This is a genomic window from Solibacillus sp. FSL R5-0691 (assembly GCF_037974225.1).
Taxonomy (GTDB): Bacteria; Bacillota; Bacilli; order Bacillales_A; family Planococcaceae; genus Solibacillus.
The window spans coordinates 560,115-579,000 of sequence record NZ_CP150231.1; the positions used below are offsets into that span (position 1 = coordinate 560,115).

Consider the following 18,886-nt stretch of genomic DNA (forward strand, 5'->3'; position numbering starts at 1 on the left):
GCCAATTATCGCAAGCGTTTTCTTTTCCACTCAGAAATATCTTCAGGAATAATATAATACGTACCTTTTTTCGTACCATGGCGCTTCAAACCAAGTCGCACTAAAATTTTAGAAGCAGATTGTAAACTGTGGATTCCAAAAAAATCACGGAACTGTCGGTTAGAAATTTTATCACCCATCAAGACTCGATAATGATAAAGGGTTTCGAAGATGGCATTCCGACTTTTGGCACCACAAACCTTGCATGTAAAAGTTCCATAATGATAATTCATAACAATTTCATAATCACACTGTCTACAAAGGGCACCTTTCCTTACTCGATTCAAACTGATAGAACGTCGAGGGGGGAGCACCTGATAAAGTTGATTCAATTTGGCAACAATCAGACTCATATTTGCATTCGAATTTGCAGTATTACGATATAGGTTTTCAATAAAGTTTGGGACGCCACTAATGTGAAAAATGGGGAACTTCTCCAATGATTCATCTAAAATAGCGTGCTGGTTTGCGATTACAACAGCAAAATACACTGGGATTGTGATCTGCCATTTTCGCAAACATTGTTCCAAAAATAGCTGATGGCGGTAAACTTGATCAAGGGGGTTACGGAAGTTTTCACGTTTTTCGTTGTGGATGCGGTAAAATTCATGCTGTGCGGGTTTGTAAAATAAAACACCGGACAGCAGTTTTACTTCAAAAATTACGATAAATAATGGCGTCACTAAAATAGCGTCTATCTGATGGGAAAAGCCATTATCATTCATGCATTCAAAATTATAGAAGATATGATGGTCAGTTTTGAAGTAATAATCGGATAGAGCTTGCTTCAATCTGTTTTCACCGGCAAAACCAGCCTCCAAGCGTTGAAACTCTTGCTGGATTACACTAGCTTCCATATCATCAGGCAGTATCCTTTTAGCTAATACTTCTATATAAAGATGATGCTTCGACTTCTGCATTACTTCACCTCCACCTAGAATATACGATGCAAGGTGAGGAAAGACAAATGCTCTCAAAAAGATAATTTTAGAAAGAAGGCGAAATCAAATTACCCCATTCAAATTAATTTACATACTAAAAAACTACTTACCGCCCTCTTCATTATTTTTCTGTAATGAAGGGCGATTGCGCATCCCTTGGTCAAATGCCTCAAGTAATTCATCATTTCTCAAGCCATCTTCAAGAAGCTGTGCCAATAATAGCTCGGCATACTTTTTACGCTGAGCTTTTAAACGCCCTTTGATAAGTACCGAAATTTTATCGCCTACTTTTGTAATCGAATGTACGACAACGGCAAATGGAGCAGGCTCATTGTCCGGCAGTGAGATGATGGCACGAGCATCCAGCACTTCTCCGGAAGTAACAAAGCTTTGAAAGAAATCGTAATATGTATCTGCTGTAAACAATTCTAAAATCCACATTTTATGGCTGTTTTCCTGATTGATAATAATACCGTCTATTAAAGAAATTTCTTTGACTTCATCGTTTAGTAATAAATCAAAAGCAAGCATTTTAAAGGTTTTCACTTCTAAATCCCTCCTCAATTTTCTTATGTAAAAGTATAACATACAAAAAATGTGAAACTGCCAATTTAAGCAAATTGTAATATTATCTACAAGTCCATTTACATCAGCATTCTCATTAAAATGAATGAAAAACCCTATAGGCGAAAAAGTATTTTTGAAGCAATATTTTGCGCGGAAAACTCAAATTCGTGTTTTGCCAAAAAAGCAGGGTTCGACTATGCTTTAGTTAATTTCCGAAAGAAGGGAGGTCAATGAATGAATCATGTTGGGCTTGTAGGACGAACGACGAAAGATTTGGAGCTCAGGCACTTATCTGAAGGAAGGGTTCTGGCATACTTTAGCATTGCTACTAACCGTCCTTTCAAAAACAGTGAAGGGAAGGTTGATGCGGACTTCGTGCAATGTGTCGCATGGGGGAGGACCGCTGAATTGATGGCAAAATACTGCGGGAAGGGCTCACTCGTCGGTATTAAAGGGCGCCTGCAGTCGAGGACATATGTAAATCGTGAAAACCAGAAAGTATACACGATGGAAGTCCAAACAGAGGAAGTGCAGTTTTATGCATTAAAAGCCCCTGGTGAAGCAGATAAACTCCAGACAGCGCCCCCGATTGCCGAAGATTTCGTGCTCCCAGAACAAGAAATCAAACTCGTCCACCAACCGTAAACTTTCCCGTCTCCAATAAAAACAAAAATTCTACAGGAGGTGAAACGCCTAAATCTGCTGTCTGACCGCGCAGTAGTAATCATTCTTTCTCACAATCCTATAATAACTGAATAAAGTAGTGAAGTAAGCATAAAAAAGAGTCTACTTCATGGCGTAAAAGTAGACTCTTTTCAAATTATTTTGTATTGGCCGTATCCAGAACGAGTAAATCCATCAGTTCTGTATCATCAAGTTCAGTCAGCCATTTACTTGATTGAATCAATTCTTCGGATAGGGCTGATTTCATTGCAATCATTTTATCGATTTTTTCTTCGATCGTACCAATCGTTACAAATTTATGCACCTGCACAAATTGTGTTTGTCCGATGCGGTATGCCCGGTCTGTCGCCTGATTTTCGACTGCCGGATTCCACCAGCGATCGGCATGGAGCACATGTGTAGCTGCAGTTAAGTTAAGACCTGTTCCGCCAGCTTTAAGCGACAGTAAAAATACAGGGAATTCGCCTGCCTGGAATTGGTCGACTAAATTGTCGCGCTGATTTTTCGGCATACTACCTGTTAAGAACGGAACCTCAACATTATAAAGCTCTGTTAAACAATGCTGAATTAAATTACCCATTCCGATATACTGTGTGAAAATTAAGCATTGTTCGCCATTATCGATAATTTCTTTTGTCATCTCAACAATGCGCTTCAGTTTGACAGAACGGGAAACCATTGCATTGGCCTCTTCAAAAGGTTCTTTTAAAAACAGGGCAGGGTGGTTACACAGCTGTTTTAATTTGTTCAGCATTTTTAAAATACGTCCCTTTTTCTCGAAGCCAGTGAGCTCTTCAAGAGTCGCTAAAGTATCCTGAATATAGCCTTCATAATGTGCCGCCTGCTCAGGAGTAAGAGCACAAAATTCAAGGGATTCCTGTTTGTCAGGCAAATTCAGCTGAAGCTCGGGATCGCGCTTTGAACGGCGTAGCAGGAACGGACGAATTTTCATACGTAAAACACGTTTATGGGATTCCGACTCTTCACGTTCGATTGGTGTAATAAAGTTTTCCGTAAATCTTGTGAAGCTTCCTAAATAGCCTTTATGGATAAAATCAAAAATGGCCCATAGCTCGGAAAGACGGTTTTCAACAGGTGTTCCTGTTAATGCAATATGATGCTCGCCTTTTAATTTCCGGATTGCACGGGATTGCAATGTTTGCATATTTTTTATGTTCTGCGCTTCATCTAAAGCGACCGTTGCCCAGTCGATAAGCTGTAAGTCATCTGCATCCTGAGTGACTGTACCGTATGTCGAAAGGATAACATGCGGACGCTGTGTTGCAATATAGCTCGTCAAGTCATCGCCTTTTAAACGACGGGGCCCGTAATGTGTATAAACTTCCAAGTCAGGAGCAAAACGTGCAAGTTCCTTTTGCCAGTTGCCGACAACAGATGTCGGGCACACAATTAATGTCGGTTTATCGATTTGCAGGACTGAAACGGTATGGAGCATATACGTAATTAGCTGAACAGTTTTACCAAGTCCCATATCATCTGCTAGACAGGCACCGAATTTCTGGTCACGCATGAAAACAAGCCATTCAAAGCCTTCCTGCTGGTACGGACGCAGCTCAGCATGAAGCTTGGCAGGTACCGCTACTTTCGGCAGCCCTTTTTTATTTTGTAGCTGCTCGATATACGTCTCCAAGGATTGCTGCATTTCAAAGGCAAATAACGGGTCATCGCGCTCGGCATCATCATCCAGATCATCTTCTATAGGTGCTGTTAACGTTTCAGGCAGTTCACGGAATAGTAAATCGCGTACTGTCCAATTTTCTTCTTTTGCCTGTTCCATCAGTTCGCGCATTTCATTGAGCCATTCTGCATCAATACGGAACCATTCCGTTCCAATACGCACAAATTCACGCTTTTCATCAACGAGTTTTTGGAAGGCTTCAGCGGAGATTTCCTCGCCATTCATCGAGAACTGCCATTTGAATGTCAAAATATCATCAAGTCCTGCAACACTGCGGGCTGACTGGTTATTGGCGCTGACACGTACACGCATTTTCGATTGGCGAAGCTCTTTCAGCCATGCCGGTAAAATTACATCAAAGCCTAAAGCCTGTAACTTAGTAAGCTCAAGGTGTAAAAATTCACGTACTTCCTGATCATTGAATTGTGTATGAATAAACTGCGCACTTTCAGCATTTAATTGAATTAAATCAACTATTTGTTTTTGCAGCTCTTCAATGTCATTAGCTATCGCACTCCATTTTTTCGGCAGTGCATCCAATATCGGCAATTTCAGTTTTGATGAAGCAGGAGTCCAATGTTTTGCGGCATTCGGACTGATCAGCACCGTTTCCAACAACCAGTTCTCCTCATTTTCTTCTGGTTCACTTAAACGCAGTGCCACCTTTACACCATCAAATACATGGGAAGTTTGCATCGGCCAGCCGCCATTTTGGAAAAACGGAATGAGTGCAAGCGTATCTTCTTTAGATAGTCCAGCATCCATCAGTTTTTGTTCAACTGCATGCTGTAATAGATCATTGGCAAATGAAAAGCCTTCTTCTGTTACATTTGCCTGCTGCCAAAGCTTTGGGTCATTCCATAGCGGCAAAGTCGTTTGGATTGTTTGAAAGTGATTCACGGTTTCGTCATCATATGCAGCGAAATCCAAAAACGGATGACGGTTTGCAGGTGACAGAACATCCAGTAAATGAGATGCCGATATGATTAAATCACGCTCTTCCAATGAACTGTGCAGCCCGTAAAAGCTTTGCTCAAATTTGAAAAAGAAAGAAGGAATCCAATTGGCTGTCGGTAAAATTAAATCATTTTTATTGTACGCAGTAGCGCGGAAGTAACCGGGACGCAGCTCGGAAAGCTTTATTCGAAAGACTTGTAGAAAGGGTAGCTTCGTATTAAATAAATATTGCATTGTATCGTTGCGCAGTTAACGCAATGTCACCTCCTATTAGCAAAATACATAATCTAGATGAGTAAATTGCTTTTATTTATCTCTTCTTGCAGTGCACGCAAACGTTTGTATTGCTGCTGCACGGCTTCAATATATGCTGTAAAATAGTCGAGCTTTCCGGCTTTTTTGGAAGCCGATTTCATGGCACGCCAAATGCGGACTGCCTGTTTGTAATTTTGCCGTGATTTCTGCTGAATTTCTTCCATCGCATAGAAATGGTATAGAGGAAGCGCAGTTTCAGGTGACTGTGCAACAACATCCTTTAAACCGCATTGATCTAAATAAGGAATCGATGAAGGATATAGCTGATGCAGTGCTATCCACTCGTCCAAACGATTTTGGCGCAGCAAATAGTTTGAAAATGACTCAATCCCGTAACGCCCAAAAGAAGAGTACAGAGCGAGTTCCTCACTATCGCTCAGTTGAATTTGACCATACAGTTGATCGAGCTTACGTGTAAACTTCTGGCGACGTATCGGCAATAAGTTATCCTGCACAAATGTCTGTAAAAAAGGAAGGGCCTTTCTTAAAATAACGGTCGCCTCATCAACAAAGTTTTTCTGTAAGGCATATTGGGCTATTTCGATAAACCCTTCCACATTTTCTTCATTCATCATTTCGACTGCTTGTTCCAATTGTGACGGTGAACTTAATAAAATATAAAAAATGGATTTTACTACATTCAATTCGATGTCTGTGTTGCTATCAACACTTTGTTCCAAAAGGGCCAGTTCATTCTTTAAGCGTTTTGGTTCATTAAATAGCTTTGTCCAAAATTGCAAATACAATGACAGGCGGAATGCTGTTGCACCTTTTTCGATAAAAAGAATCTCATGAACATTCTTTTGAATCGCATCAAAAAATGGTTCTGTTGCAAATAGTCTTGTAGTTTTACTTAATGCATCAATCGATCGCTGAATGCGGCTTAGCGTATTCTCCAAAAAGAACTGAACATAATGATGACTCAGATCTGTTTTCGTTTTGGCTGCATGTAACAGGAAATGCTTTGAAACAGCGATATCCATAAACAAGTTGAACAGTTCCTGCCATTCCTGCTCATAAGGGCGATGGCGCTGCAGTTTCGTACGGATATTTTCTATTAAACCGGATAACGTATAGGGCTCCAGTGGCTGCGGACCTTTCATTGAATAATTAAGTACTTCGTCAGCCATCATCTGCCAATTTTCCGGACTGCGCTCTGATGCCAGCGACTGAAGCGGAACGGATCTTTTAGAACGCCAAATAGAAAGCCATTGCTGCAGTGAAATAAAATACTGCGACAGTTTTAAAATAACCGCAAGCTGATGTCGGCACAGCTCCTTTTTAGGGCAGCTGCAGCTAATCTGCCGTTCCGGAAAATTAATCGTCACTTCCGCAGTATTGACATCCTGGATCTGGCAAACGAGTATTTGACTGAATCTTGAATAGTGCGGCGGCTTGATTGCCTGATTACGGACAGAGAACATGGCGCGTGTTACTAATTCTGCATCTTCATTTGCTGAAGGGAGAAGCTGTTCTTCAAAGGATTGTAATGTATGTTGTATAAAATCTTTATGTGCATGGGCAATCTCAGAAAAAGATAAACTCAAAACGGATTTTCCCCCTAATAGTTAATTACATTGGAAATTTTAACTCCCATCACATGAAGGGAGAAAAAAAGTCGTTCCTTCCATTATAATACGAATCCGATCAAATCGGTAATATGAAGAGACATTGTATAAATTTTTTAAGCGAATAGCAATTTTTAAAAGGTTTGAAATGTGGAAACTGTGGGGAAACTATAAGCAACAGAGAAAATGATTTAATATTCAAGAACAACTGAATGATTTCATCCATATGATAAATGAAATTAGGTCTTATGACTCGGATAAATGCCAACAAAAATAAGTGAAGGAGGAATTCCCATGATTCAAGTACAATTTATGAAGCCTTTTTATACAAAAATGACGGGCACGAAATTACGCTTAGTCTTTGCTTATCAATACTTTTCCATTACAAAAGATGAGGAAGTCTTTCATTTCATCCCGATTGAAGGGAAAGAAATGATCATTGATTTAAACTCGCTGCAAGTTGAAAACTTATCGGAAGTTTTTGTATTCCAGCGCGGCAATCGTTTCGTACGTCTTCCGCTGTATCAGCTTTTACTCGTTTCAAATGTACATGAATATTTAATGCCGATTATTGAAAATGTATCAACAAATGTAACACCGATGAAAAATGAAACGTCACCGGTATTCGACGAGGAAGTGGAAGGGATTGTGCGGGCTTTAGAAGAAAGCAACTTATCCCGTCTGATCGATGAAGCGCTCGAATCACGTGATGAAGCCTTATTCCACAATTTAATTGCGGAGAAGGAACGATTAACTGGAGGCTATGCATCGTGATTGCCCATTTAAACTAAACCCTGTTAGCTGATTTTAGCTAATAGGGTTTTTGTTTATTACCAATCATTACTCACCAATTAGTATAACAATCCCTTTCAAAGGCAAAATAATAGGAAAGCTTTCAACAAACTGCTTGAAAAATAAAAACTATTTCACAGAGCGAGCAGAAAGTTGTATACTGTAATGCAGGACTAATTTTCAAGCATTTACAGGCAACCATTTGAACAACCATTCCGTCCTATAATAAAACGGAATTTTGAAACTGTATTAAATGAAGTTATTTAATTAATTGATAACGAATGCAGGCAAAATGCGTGAAACAAATTATACAATAATCAAACAATGAGATATAGCTTTTTTGAAAGTAAAAGGAGAAACGATCATGACAAAATCAATCTGTGTCGTTGGGTTAGGGTACATCGGTTTACCAACGGCAGTAATGTTCGCAAATCACGGCGTAAAGGTACATGGTGTTGATGTGAATCCGGCAGCTGTGAAAAGTATTCAGGAGAAACAATTACATATTGAGGAGAACGGCTTACAGGAGCGCCTGAACAAAGCGGTTGATGAAGGTTTTTTAACGGCATCTACAACACCTGTCGCTTCGGATGTGTATATTGTCGCGGTACCATCACCGATTAATCCGGATAATACAGCGAATTTAGAATATGTTCGTCAAGCAACAGCTTCAATCGTACCTTTCGTGAAAAAAGGCGATTTAGTTATTCTGGAATCAACAGTACCACCCAAAACAGTGGAAAATATAATGCTGCCTGAATTAGTGAAATCTGGTTTAGAAATCGGGACAGAACTATACGTAGCCCATTCTCCAGAGCGTGTTATTCCAGGGCGTATTTTCGAGGAACTTGTTAACAATGACCGTATTGTTGGCGGGATTTCACAAAAATCAGCAGAGCTTACAAAAGAACTTTACGAAACATTTGTAAAAGGTACAATCCATTTAACAGATGCAACAACAGCTGAATTAGTAAAAGTAATGGAAAACACATACCGTGACGTGAACATTGCATTTGCAAACGAATTAGCTAAAATGGCTGAGAAGTTAGATGTGAACATTTGGGAAGCAATTAAATTTGCGAACTATCACCCACGTGTAAACGTCCATTTCCCAGGACCGGGTGTAGGCGGTCACTGTATCGCAGTTGATCCTTGGTTCTTAGTTGAGCTAGGCGGGGAACAAGCCCAAATCATTCATTTGTCACGTAACACGAATGACTCAATGCCAAGCTTCACAGCACAAAAAACACAGGCGATTTTAAATAAAAACGGTATTGCAGGCGCAACAGTTGCTGCATTAGGTTTAGCGTTCAAAGGGAACGTGGATGATATGCGTGAAAGCCCATCGACAATCGTGATCGATGAGTTGGAGAAACTAGGCTTAACTGTCGTTTCACATGACCCGCATATTAAGCAAAACAAACACAAAACGCAAACTCAAAGCATGCAGGAAGCATTGGAGCAAGCGGATATTTTAGTATTTCTGACAGATCACAAAGAATTTAAAGAGCTGGATCCATCAACATTAAACGCGAAAAGCAAAATCGTATTCGATACGAAAAACTGCCTAAACCGTGAAGCATGGGAAAAAGCAGGCTTCCAGTTCCACTTACTTGGAGATGCGAAGAACTAATATTGTAAACTTGGCAGTGCGTTTAAACGTACTGCCTACTGTTTTTTTATAGATGGAAGAATTAGAAGGGAAGACCATATATGAAAGAAACCGTACTCGGTATTCAAGTGAATACTGAAAGCTATGATGAATTACTTCCAAAAGTATTTGATCAAATCGAGAAACAGCAAAAATCGTTAATCGTAGCTATTAACCCGGAAAAAATTATTAAAGCAAAAGAAGATCCGGCACTAAAGACACTTCTTAACAATGCGGAGTTCCAAATTCCGGATGGCATCGGAGTTATTTTAGCTTCAAAAATCCAGAAGGGTCAAATTACATCGCGTGTAACAGGTGTCGATATGATGCTTCGCTTATGTGAGGAAGCAGCGCAGCGTAAAAAGCCTATTTTCCTTTATGGCGGGAAGCCGGGAATTGCAGATCAGGCCGCTAAAAAATTACAAGAACTTTACCCATCCATCCAAATCGCCGGTACTCAGGACGGCTATGAAAAGGATAATCAAAAGGTCGTAGATAAAATTAATGAAGCGAAACCGGATTTACTGTTTGTTGCGATGGGGTCGCCAAAACAGGAAAACTGGATTAATGCGAATCGTGATCAGCTGCACCCAACAATTTATCAAGGTGTTGGTGGTTCATTTGACGTATTAGCAGGTAACGTGAAAAGAGCACCAGAAGCTTTCCAGAAAGTGGGGATGGAGTGGTTTTACCGTTTAATGAAGGAACCGCACCGTATAAAACGCCAAATTGCCTTGCCTTTATTCTTGTTGGAAGTAGCACGTGGAACGAAAAACAACAAGTAAAAGAAAAAAAATAGTGTAATCTTTGTAATATTTGATTGTTTATTTGTAATGTTAATGATACACTAAATTCAGTAGTGAGATTTCCTCTACGATATATATTAAATTTTAACTTTTCCCTGCAAGGAAAAACTCGGTTGGTAGCCCGAGAAAAAGGCTTTAGCATTTATATGCTAAAGCCTTTTTCTTTTTTTATTTTTGTCGAATTTTAGCGAACCGGTTCTATTAATTCGTACGATACATACATTAACTAGGTAGGGGAAATTTTGGTCATATAAATAATAATTATATTACAAAAGTAAAATATTAGTAATAATTGTAATACATAAATTCCATTTAAACCCTTGGTATTATTGCGTTATATATCCATTTATACTTCTTATTACTGTGTAATAAACCATTAATTACCACTAAAAATAGTTATATCTGAATAGCTTTGGAAATAAATTACCAAAGAAAAAGTTGTTTTTATGAGTATATGTGTGTCATAATTAAAGAAATTTGAAGTTATCTGAATATATTTACGGATTCATATCTTAGAAACTATAAAACAGGCTATTTCTGGATTTATTGGCAAAAAAAGATTGACATAGTAAATGTATACTACTAGAATTTATGTGTAGTTAGTTTTTCTGCACATATTTCGTGTGGGTAACTAAAATTATTATTTTCACTTATGAGGAGGAAATTTTTCAATGGCTAACCAACCAAAGAAATACAAAAAATTCGTAGCAACAGCTGCGACAGCTACATTAGTAGCATCTGCAATCGTACCAGTTGCATCTGCTGCATCACTATCTGATATCGCTGGTAACACACACGAAGGTGCGATCAACGCTTTAGTTGACGCTGGTGTTATCTCTGGTTATCCAGACGGTACTTTCAAACCTAACAAAGAATTAACTCGTTCTGACGTAGTTAAATTATTAGGTAAATACCTAGTATCACAAGGTCATTCAATTCCAGCAGACGCTACTTCAAACCCACGCTTTGCTGATTTATCTTCAAAAACAAACAAAGAGTTATTAGAGTATGCAGCAGTAGTTGCTGATGCTGGCGTATTCGCTGGTTCAAACGGTAAATTATTAGCTGGTGATGCAATCACTCGTGAAAACATGGCTATCGTCCTTGTACGTATGGTTAACACTTTAAATGATGTAAGCCTTGAAGAGTATGTTGCTACTCAAGACTTCACTCGTGAAGTAAAAGACATCAACACTGCTAAAGCAGAAGCTCGTACAGCTATCGATGTATTAGACTTCTACGATATCACTTCTGTTGCTAACTTCTTACCTAAGAACACAGTAACTCGTGGTCAATTCGCAACATTCTTAAACAATGTAATCAATGCTGACTTCTCTGGTGCTGCTGCAACAACAGGTACTGTTAAGGCAATTAACAATACTACTGTTGAAGTAACATTCGCTGATGCTATCGCTGATGTTAAAGACTTAACATTCAAAATTGAAGGTTTAGAAGTTAAAAATGCTGTAGTTAAGCAAACTGATTCTAAAACTGCTGTATTAACTACTGCTGTTCAAGAAGCTGGTAAAGAGTACACAGTAACTGTAAACGGTAATGCTGTAGGCAAGTTCACAGGTATTTCTGCTGTAATTCCAACAGGTATTTCAGTTGTAGAGCGTTCTCAACAAGGCGTTATTGGTCAACAAGTAACAGTTAAAGCTCAAGTTACTGTAGCTGATGGACAAACTAAAGCTGGTATTCCTGTAACATTTAACGTAACAGGTACTGGTTCATTAAATACGCCACAATTATTTGAAGCAACAACTGATGCTAACGGTGTAGCTACTTATACTTATACTCGTTATGCAAACACAACTGACGATGTTGTAGCTTATGCTACTGGTGACCGTACTAAGTTTTCAACTGGTAAAGTTTACTGGTCTAATGCTGCTCAATTAACAGTTAAAGATGTAACTACTGATACTACTTTAGTAAATGGTGCTAAGAAAGTTTACCAAATTGATTCTGCTAAAAATGCTGGTAAATATGTATTTGTAACATTTGCAGAAAACTTAAATGTTACTCCAGATAAATTAACAAAAAATGTAGTAGTTGAAGGTGTAAGTACTTACACAATTAAATCAGATGATTCTGTTGGAACAGACCTAGGTACTTCTAAATATCCTTATGAAGTAACAACTGGTGGAAAAGCTGTAACAGCAGTAAAACTTGATTCAAATGGTAAAGCTAATTTAGTATTGACTGGTTCAAGTGCATCTGCAACACCAATCGTATTTGAAGCACCATTAAAATCAATTACTTCATCAACACCTGGATCAGTAGTTACAGACTTCTCTGATGTAACTTATGATGCAACAGCTTTACAAGCAAAAGCTTCAACAGTTAAATTTGAACTTAAACACTCATTAGGCTTAACAATTGAAGCTCAAGGTGTTCAAGATGCAGCTCTTCGCAATTCAGATGGTATTGGTGGACGTGACTATGTAGTTACTTACACTGACAAAGATGGAAAAGTTGCTAACTCTGGAACAAAAGTTCTTGTAGGTATTCCAAAAGCTGGATTATCAAATGTATCAAACGTAGAAGTATATGATGAAAATGAAACGCGTTTAAATAGCGTAACTTCTGATTCAAAATATGTTTACTACAACGTAACTGTAGGCAAAGAAGGTAAAGCAACATTCACAGTAACATCTTCTAAGGAAAATGATTACATTGCACCAGTTGCATTTATTAACAACGGTACATCTGCTGGAATCTCTTTAGATGACAGTGATTTACAGACTACAGGTGCTATTACTTACTTCGTAACAAAAGTAGAATTTGCAGCGAAATTAAAATTAACAGATGGTTCTAAGGCAGCTAAATCATTTGTAGCTGGTAAAGAAACTGCACATTTCCAATATGTGTTAGTTGACCAAAATGGAAAAACTCGTAAAGCCGATGCTGATACAGAAGTATCATTTGAAGTATACGCTGGAACAGCTCCATTAACTATCGTTGGTCAAGGAACTGTACCAGCAGGTAGCTACAAAACTGTAAAAGCTAAAGTTAGCAAAGGATCTTCAACTGCAGAAATTAGAGTTAATGCAGCTGCACCGACTGAAGCGACAGTAACAGCTACAGGTTCAAAAGCAGGTATCGTATTAACTTCTACAGATCCAGCTTCTGTAACTGCTACATTCACTCAATTTGCTACTAATGCAATTACTGGTGTAACTGTAGTTGGCGGTCTAGATAAAACTGCTAACACATTAACATTAATTGATGATAAAAATAATGTATATGTGTACAGCTACGATGGAGCAACTTTACTTCAAAACAACTCTACAGTGTATGAAAATACATTTGAAACATTAGTTGAAGCAGGTGCTCGTTTAACAGTAAGTAAAGATGATGCAGGTAAATTAACATTCAATATTATTGATACAACTGTATCTTCAAAAACACTATCTGCTCAACAAAATGTTGACTATTTAATCAAGAAAGCAATCGTAGATAACGAAACAACTGTAACATTACCTTTGAACACTTCAGATTCAATTGTAATTGATACAACAGCTGATTTAGATATCAAAGTTGATATTGAAAAAGTTGCTAAGTTAGACATTGTTGCACCAAATGCTGAAAAAATTGATTTAGTAGCAAAAAATTCAGGTAATATTAACGGTGCATTAAATGTTAACGCTCCTAAAGCAACTGTAACTGTTGGTACAGGTGTAACTGTACTTGGTTCAACAAATATTATTGATGTTGATACTAATTCATTCATTAACGAAGGAACTTTAGTTGGTGATGTAACTATCAGTGATACTAATGGTGCTCGTTTCGTTAACAATGGAACAGTTTCTGGTACAGTAGAAGTTACTGGCAATGGTTCTGTAACACTAGATGGTACACAAGCATATGCAGTAAAAGTTTCTGGTGCAGCTCAAGTTGTTATTCCTAAGAACTCTGCAGTATCAGCAGTAACAGTAACTAATGCTGATGCAGATGTTACTAATAACACAGGTAAAGATATTGTTGAAAATAATACTGAAGTAAAACCTGTTACAGATGTTAAATTTGAAGATAAAGATAAAACTACAGGTACTATTAAAGGTGAATTAACATTTACTGCTTCTTCATCTGACAATATAGAGTCTTATTTATTTGAAACTGCTAATGATTCAAAAACAGTTGCTTCTAAAGATCTAACTAAAAAAGAAGGTAAATTAGTTTATACATTAACAGAAGCACAAAATGTTGCTAAAGAAATTACTGTAACTGCAGTTGCTAAAGATGGTAAAAAATCATCTGCTGTTAAAATTGAAATTAAGGATGATAAAACAGCTACTGAAGAAGCAGAAAAATTATCTGAAGCAACTGCAGAAGTTGCAGCAGAAAAAGCAAAAGTAGCAAATTCATACGAAGTTGCAGCTGGGGAATATAATGCATCTCAATTAGCAACAGCAGTTAAGGCTTTAGTAGAAAAAGATGTAGATCTTACTAAAGTAACAGTAACGGTAGCAGATGCAGTTACTGCTGGAGAAACTACTACTGCAGTAGTTACTATTACTTCTAAAGCTGTTGGAACAGTGAATGATACTAAATCTGTAACTGTAACAATTAAAGAAGCAACTCCTGCTGGACAATAAAACGAAACGTTACTTCATAAATTCATAACTTTATGAATGAAAGAAGTGGAACAAACCTCATGATAATGCCTAATAAGCCACTTACATGAGGTTTTGTTCTAACTGTTACTTCCATATAGTGGGTGAAATACCTACTCTTGCTAACAGTCGGAAGCAAGTGCCTAATCCTCCTGCATCCAGTGAGACTCTTAACCAGTTAAAGGGATGAAGTCAGGTGAAGTCGTACTCAAAGAATTGAGGCGGGGCTCTTTAAAAGATGGCTATGGCTAGGAGACGAATCCATGTTGATCCAGGATGAGTTAGTGAATACTATGTAGAAGCTAGGAGTTTAGTATTCATCCTTATTTGTGAAATCAAGTAATGGCGATTAGAATAATTGACTGTTAAACTAGTCGTTCTCATTCCTGAAAAGTGGGAGCCTAAGGTCATAAAAATAAGGGATAGAAGTAATGGAACGTTTGAAGTCTTGCTAGAAGAGGTGGGTTAGCACCAGTGAAGCTAGTAAGATGGCAGCGGGTTCATAGTAGTGTTGATCGCTAGCCGTTTGTATTGTGGTGGTGACATCACAAGAGGAAAAAACTAGCAGGAGCGAAGGAACCCAGTCAGTGGTAGAATTCTATGTAAAGCTTATTTCCCCAAAAATAACGCTTATTAATATAATAGGACCAATCATGTAATTTGATTGGTCCTATATATATAACTGCCTTGTAGGTATATTTCCGCGTGTAATATTACTTATATAGATTGAAATAGAATTATTTACTATTGATGGATCGCCGTATGCGCTGAAAGGCGCCTGTACGGTGAAGGCTCGAATCGAAAGCCATATAAATAAGATGGTATAAGACGAGAATAGCGCAGAAGAAGTACAAGCAAAACAAACTTTAAATCAAGAATTACAAACTACAAATATTGATACAACAGCTCCTGTGAAAGCTACTGGTAACTTCCTTGACATTACTACAAACAATAGAACTGTAGTAGATGGAACTATCACTGTAGATTTTGCTAAGGCACAAACTGAAAATGGTATTGTATCTCTATATAATGCTTTAACTATTACTGATGGAAATGTAAACGGTAAAGAAGCTAAAGCATATGCAATTGATAGATATGTAATGAATACATTTGCAAGATATATGGGTTCAATTGATACTAGTAAAGTGGAAAAAATCATTTTTGATGGTAAAGAATATACTTGGGATACAAATCAATCACCAGTTAGCAAGTGGTATAATGCAGATACATCATTGGTTTCTGCAGTAGTAGAAGCACAAAATACAGCTATTAGAAATGTAACATTCACAGTAGTTGATTCAAATGGATATTCTGTAGTAGGAACATTCAAAGCTAATAATGTTCCTGCAGTAGCAGATATTAGTTTCGAATAAGCACCGGGTGCACGAATAATTCTGCCAATTGTCTACAATTCCAGAATTGACGAAAGGCTCTACATGGCTTCGGCTATGTAGGGCTTTTCTTTTTGCCTTTTAGCCTGCGCTCATGTTTAGAGCTGTAATACCTTACTTTTGAAATGCCATGCACCTGATGCAGAAACAATTCTGATAATTGTTTATCATTCATGAAAATCCATGAAGTGATTTAGACGGGAGTCCTATGTGAAATCTTGCAGAGGGCTTCTTTTTTATTTTTAACAGAATTTTTGTGAAAATAAAATCTATTCATGAGTAACATCGTGATATATAATGTAAATGGGGAAATAAGTAAAGTGAACGATAATCTAACCGTTGACGGATCGCTGTGTGCGATGAAAGTCGCCTGCATGGTGAAGGCTCGATCGAATACCGAAAATTAGGTATAAGACGAGAATAGTAATCAAAATCCACCGACTTTAAGCATGGGTCAATTCAACAACACTGCTCAGCTTTTATTTACGGATAACGTAAAATGGAGAAGTGGTATTAAAGAGATATGGTATTATTATGCCACTTCTGAAGAAACGGCTGTGAAAATAAGGATTAAAAGATTTGATGTAAATGTAGGGGAAATTGTTCTATATCAGCCCGATGAGCAAGATGCAATATCAATTGATATTGATGAGATTCCAGTTATTTCACCTGAGCAAGTAATGGATCGTCCAATAGCCGTTTTCGAAGTTATTGCAGACGGATACAAAAATGCTTATGCTGCGGTGAATATACAATAAGCACGCTAGCTTTTAATACCATGTACTGGGTGCACGAGTAATTCTTATAATTGTCTACAATTCTAGAAGATCAATGAAGTGAGTTAGAAGGGAGTCCTATGTAAAATTTTGCATAGGACTTCTTTTTTATATTTCTATCAGAATTTTAAGGGAAATATATATCATGAGTAACATCGTGATATATAATATAAATGGGGAAATAAGTAAAAAAAACTGATTTAACTGCTGACGGATCGCCGTGTGTGGTGAAAGCCGCCTGCATGGTGAAGGCTTGCTATAAAGCGTGTAAAACGTATAAGGCGAGAATAGCATAACAATAGGTGCATCTATTTCAGTATTAGGTACATCGACAACAGTCCTACAAATAGGAGAAACAACAACTAGAACAGCTTCAACTACTGACAAAGGTATAAAAAATTGGTAATCAAGTAATATTGCAGTTGCTACAGTTGGTTCAGCTACAGGTGTAGTCACAGCAGTAGCGACGGTGAGATATACCAGTTAAGACGAGGCTCTGTTATATGCATTCTATCTAAATTAATAGGCAAGTCCTTCAAGTATCCAAACATATCTATAATTGAAACCTGTGGGTTAAACCATAAGTAATGAGATATTACCTCTTTTGTTTTGGTATATGGTAATATTTGTTGCATTGAATAGCTAATACTACATACCCCCAGCCATTCCTCAAAATACTGAGCTTGATGTTGGTCTTTTTGAAGCAAGTTAAGCGTTAGAGCAAACTCATTCAATTGAAGAGAGAAGAAATACTTTTGTTCATCATGCGTAATGCAACCTTGAATGTGGCAAGTACCATCTTCAAATGAGTTCTTAACTTCCGTTTCATTTATCCAATTTCGTGTCACCGCTGTAATAAGCTTCTTTAAATCTTCTAATGTATAAGGAGATAATTGATTGAATAAATCAGTTTGTATTTCTTTTAGCCACAAGGGTATCTTTTTATCTACGTAATCCTTATCGCAGGATAATAGAGCATTCATCAGAAGTGTAATAGATTCTTCTGATGGTTTAGATGATAGCTCAGTTGAATGATTGGTTATTGGCTGTGGTTCAGTTATTGCTTCAGCATCTGTTTCAACTTCCACCGGCTGCAAGTTTTCCTTGGTTCCACTATCTCGTAATTTTATTAGGGTATTCGATTTTAGTTTGAATAATTCTTCTATTCTATGCAAGAGATTGTCTGCACCCCCTTTGTGTCCTTGCTCAATTAGCGCTATATAAGTTAAGGATACACCTAATTTTAAAGAGAGTTCTTTTCGCGTAAGCCCTTGCTCTGTTCGTAGTTCTTTGATTTTACTACCCAATTGAACATAGAGTTTTTCGTGTTTCGTAGATTTTTCTCCATCTGTTAGTAATCCTTCTTTGCTATCTGCTACTATTGGTTTGGAAACTTTGAAATCTACAATTGTATTCCCCTTCTTAATTTGATTCATTATCATTCTCCTCTTTTAATTATTAGTCTCATTTATAACCAAATAGATTCAAATTTATACAGAAAAAGAATAAGAAAGAGGTTTTTTAGAATGATAGTTTTCAACTACTTCCTTCTTTTTTATCATAAGTCCAACTCTCCATTCAAAAAAAGGAGTTAATACTGACAAGTATAACTATAGGATCTATCTGGGTCCCTTAAATAACTCGTAAATTAATCGAGAAAGGACATCTATTAAAAAGATGTCCTACATTTTGTGTGACAAATAATTTGCCATTCATTAGAGCTCTTGTACGTTCACTTTTTGCTGACGAATTCGTTTTACAACTCTAAAATTGGTACTTAACTCACCATCAAACCAAGCAGCATTTCTTAACTCCTTCAACTTTTTATAGGCTGCTTTCTTCTCCTTAAATTCAGTCACATCTTTCCAATAGGCATCAAAAATTTCATAGTATTGCATCTGTATCACATAAACAAACATAACTAAACACTCCCTCAATTTGTTCTAAATTTATTATAGGAACATTTGTTCTATTTGTAACCGTGAAATATAAATTCCGTTACGCTAAATAATTCATACTTGATTAGATTGTTCTATAAATCAATGTGATTTAAAAGAACGCCATCTCATTCCTCTGAAAATTAG

Annotated in this window: 13 protein-coding genes; 7 read left to right on the plus strand and 6 right to left on the minus strand. The window is 37.4% G+C overall.

The window, feature by feature from the left end; translation table 11 throughout:
* Positions 1-5 precede the first annotated feature (5 nt).
* The gene (locus MKY51_RS02825; RefSeq protein WP_339175157.1) at positions 6-959 is read right to left on the minus strand and encodes a nuclease-related domain-containing protein; all 954 of its coding nucleotides are present in this window, start codon (positions 957-959) and stop codon (positions 6-8) included.
* Between the two features lie 123 nt (positions 960-1,082).
* Complete coding sequence (locus tag MKY51_RS02830; protein WP_339175159.1) at positions 1,083-1,526, minus strand: YwpF family protein; 444 nt, start codon at positions 1,524-1,526, stop codon at positions 1,083-1,085.
* Positions 1,527-1,781: 255 nt separating this feature from the next.
* Here MKY51_RS02830 and MKY51_RS02835 point away from each other — a divergent pair, with 255 nt between their 5' ends.
* Complete coding sequence (locus MKY51_RS02835) at positions 1,782-2,192, plus strand: single-stranded DNA-binding protein (RefSeq protein ID WP_339175160.1); 411 nt, start codon at positions 1,782-1,784, stop codon at positions 2,190-2,192.
* Positions 2,193-2,367: 175 nt separating this feature from the next.
* Here MKY51_RS02835 and MKY51_RS02840 read toward each other — a convergent pair whose 3' ends face one another.
* Entirely contained in the window at positions 2,368-5,121 is a 2,754-nt protein-coding gene (locus tag MKY51_RS02840) for a DEAD/DEAH box helicase (RefSeq protein ID WP_339175161.1), read from the minus strand.
* A 53-nt stretch (positions 5,122-5,174) separates the two neighbouring features.
* Positions 5,175-6,749 (minus strand): SWIM zinc finger family protein, encoded by a 1,575-nt coding sequence (locus MKY51_RS02845; protein ID WP_339175163.1) that lies wholly within the window; start codon positions 6,747-6,749, stop codon positions 5,175-5,177.
* A 315-nt stretch (positions 6,750-7,064) separates the two neighbouring features.
* Between MKY51_RS02845 and MKY51_RS02850 the strand changes: the two genes are divergently transcribed.
* From MKY51_RS02850 to MKY51_RS02875, 6 genes are all read left to right on the plus strand, one after another.
* Positions 7,065-7,544: an IDEAL domain-containing protein gene (locus MKY51_RS02850; RefSeq protein ID WP_339175164.1), complete on the plus strand. Its 480-nt coding sequence runs from the start codon at positions 7,065-7,067 to the stop codon at positions 7,542-7,544.
* A gap of 382 nt (positions 7,545-7,926) precedes the next feature.
* Positions 7,927-9,195, plus strand: coding sequence for a nucleotide sugar dehydrogenase (locus tag MKY51_RS02855; protein ID WP_339175165.1), 1,269 nt, complete (start codon positions 7,927-7,929; stop codon positions 9,193-9,195).
* Positions 9,196-9,275: 80 nt separating this feature from the next.
* Complete coding sequence (locus MKY51_RS02860) at positions 9,276-9,998, plus strand: WecB/TagA/CpsF family glycosyltransferase (RefSeq protein ID WP_251689834.1); 723 nt, start codon at positions 9,276-9,278, stop codon at positions 9,996-9,998.
* 692 nt (positions 9,999-10,690) lie between these two features.
* Positions 10,691-14,617, plus strand: coding sequence for an S-layer homology domain-containing protein (locus MKY51_RS02865; protein WP_339175168.1), 3,927 nt, complete (start codon positions 10,691-10,693; stop codon positions 14,615-14,617).
* 929 nt (positions 14,618-15,546) lie between these two features.
* Complete coding sequence (locus MKY51_RS02870; RefSeq protein WP_339175169.1) at positions 15,547-16,008, plus strand: hypothetical protein; 462 nt, start codon at positions 15,547-15,549, stop codon at positions 16,006-16,008.
* A gap of 467 nt (positions 16,009-16,475) precedes the next feature.
* Positions 16,476-16,784 carry a hypothetical protein gene (locus MKY51_RS02875; protein ID WP_339175171.1) on the plus strand — a complete coding sequence of 103 codons (309 nt, stop codon included), beginning with the start codon at positions 16,476-16,478 and terminating at the stop codon, positions 16,782-16,784.
* A 470-nt stretch (positions 16,785-17,254) separates the two neighbouring features.
* On the opposite strand, the gene MKY51_RS02880 is transcribed toward MKY51_RS02875, so the two are convergent.
* Both MKY51_RS02880 and MKY51_RS02885 read right to left on the minus strand, forming a co-directional pair.
* Positions 17,255-18,238 (minus strand): helix-turn-helix transcriptional regulator, encoded by a 984-nt coding sequence (locus tag MKY51_RS02880; RefSeq protein ID WP_339175172.1) that lies wholly within the window; start codon positions 18,236-18,238, stop codon positions 17,255-17,257.
* A gap of 279 nt (positions 18,239-18,517) precedes the next feature.
* Entirely contained in the window at positions 18,518-18,721 is a 204-nt protein-coding gene (locus tag MKY51_RS02885; protein WP_339175173.1) for a hypothetical protein, read from the minus strand.
* Between the last annotated feature and the right edge of the window lie 165 nt (positions 18,722-18,886).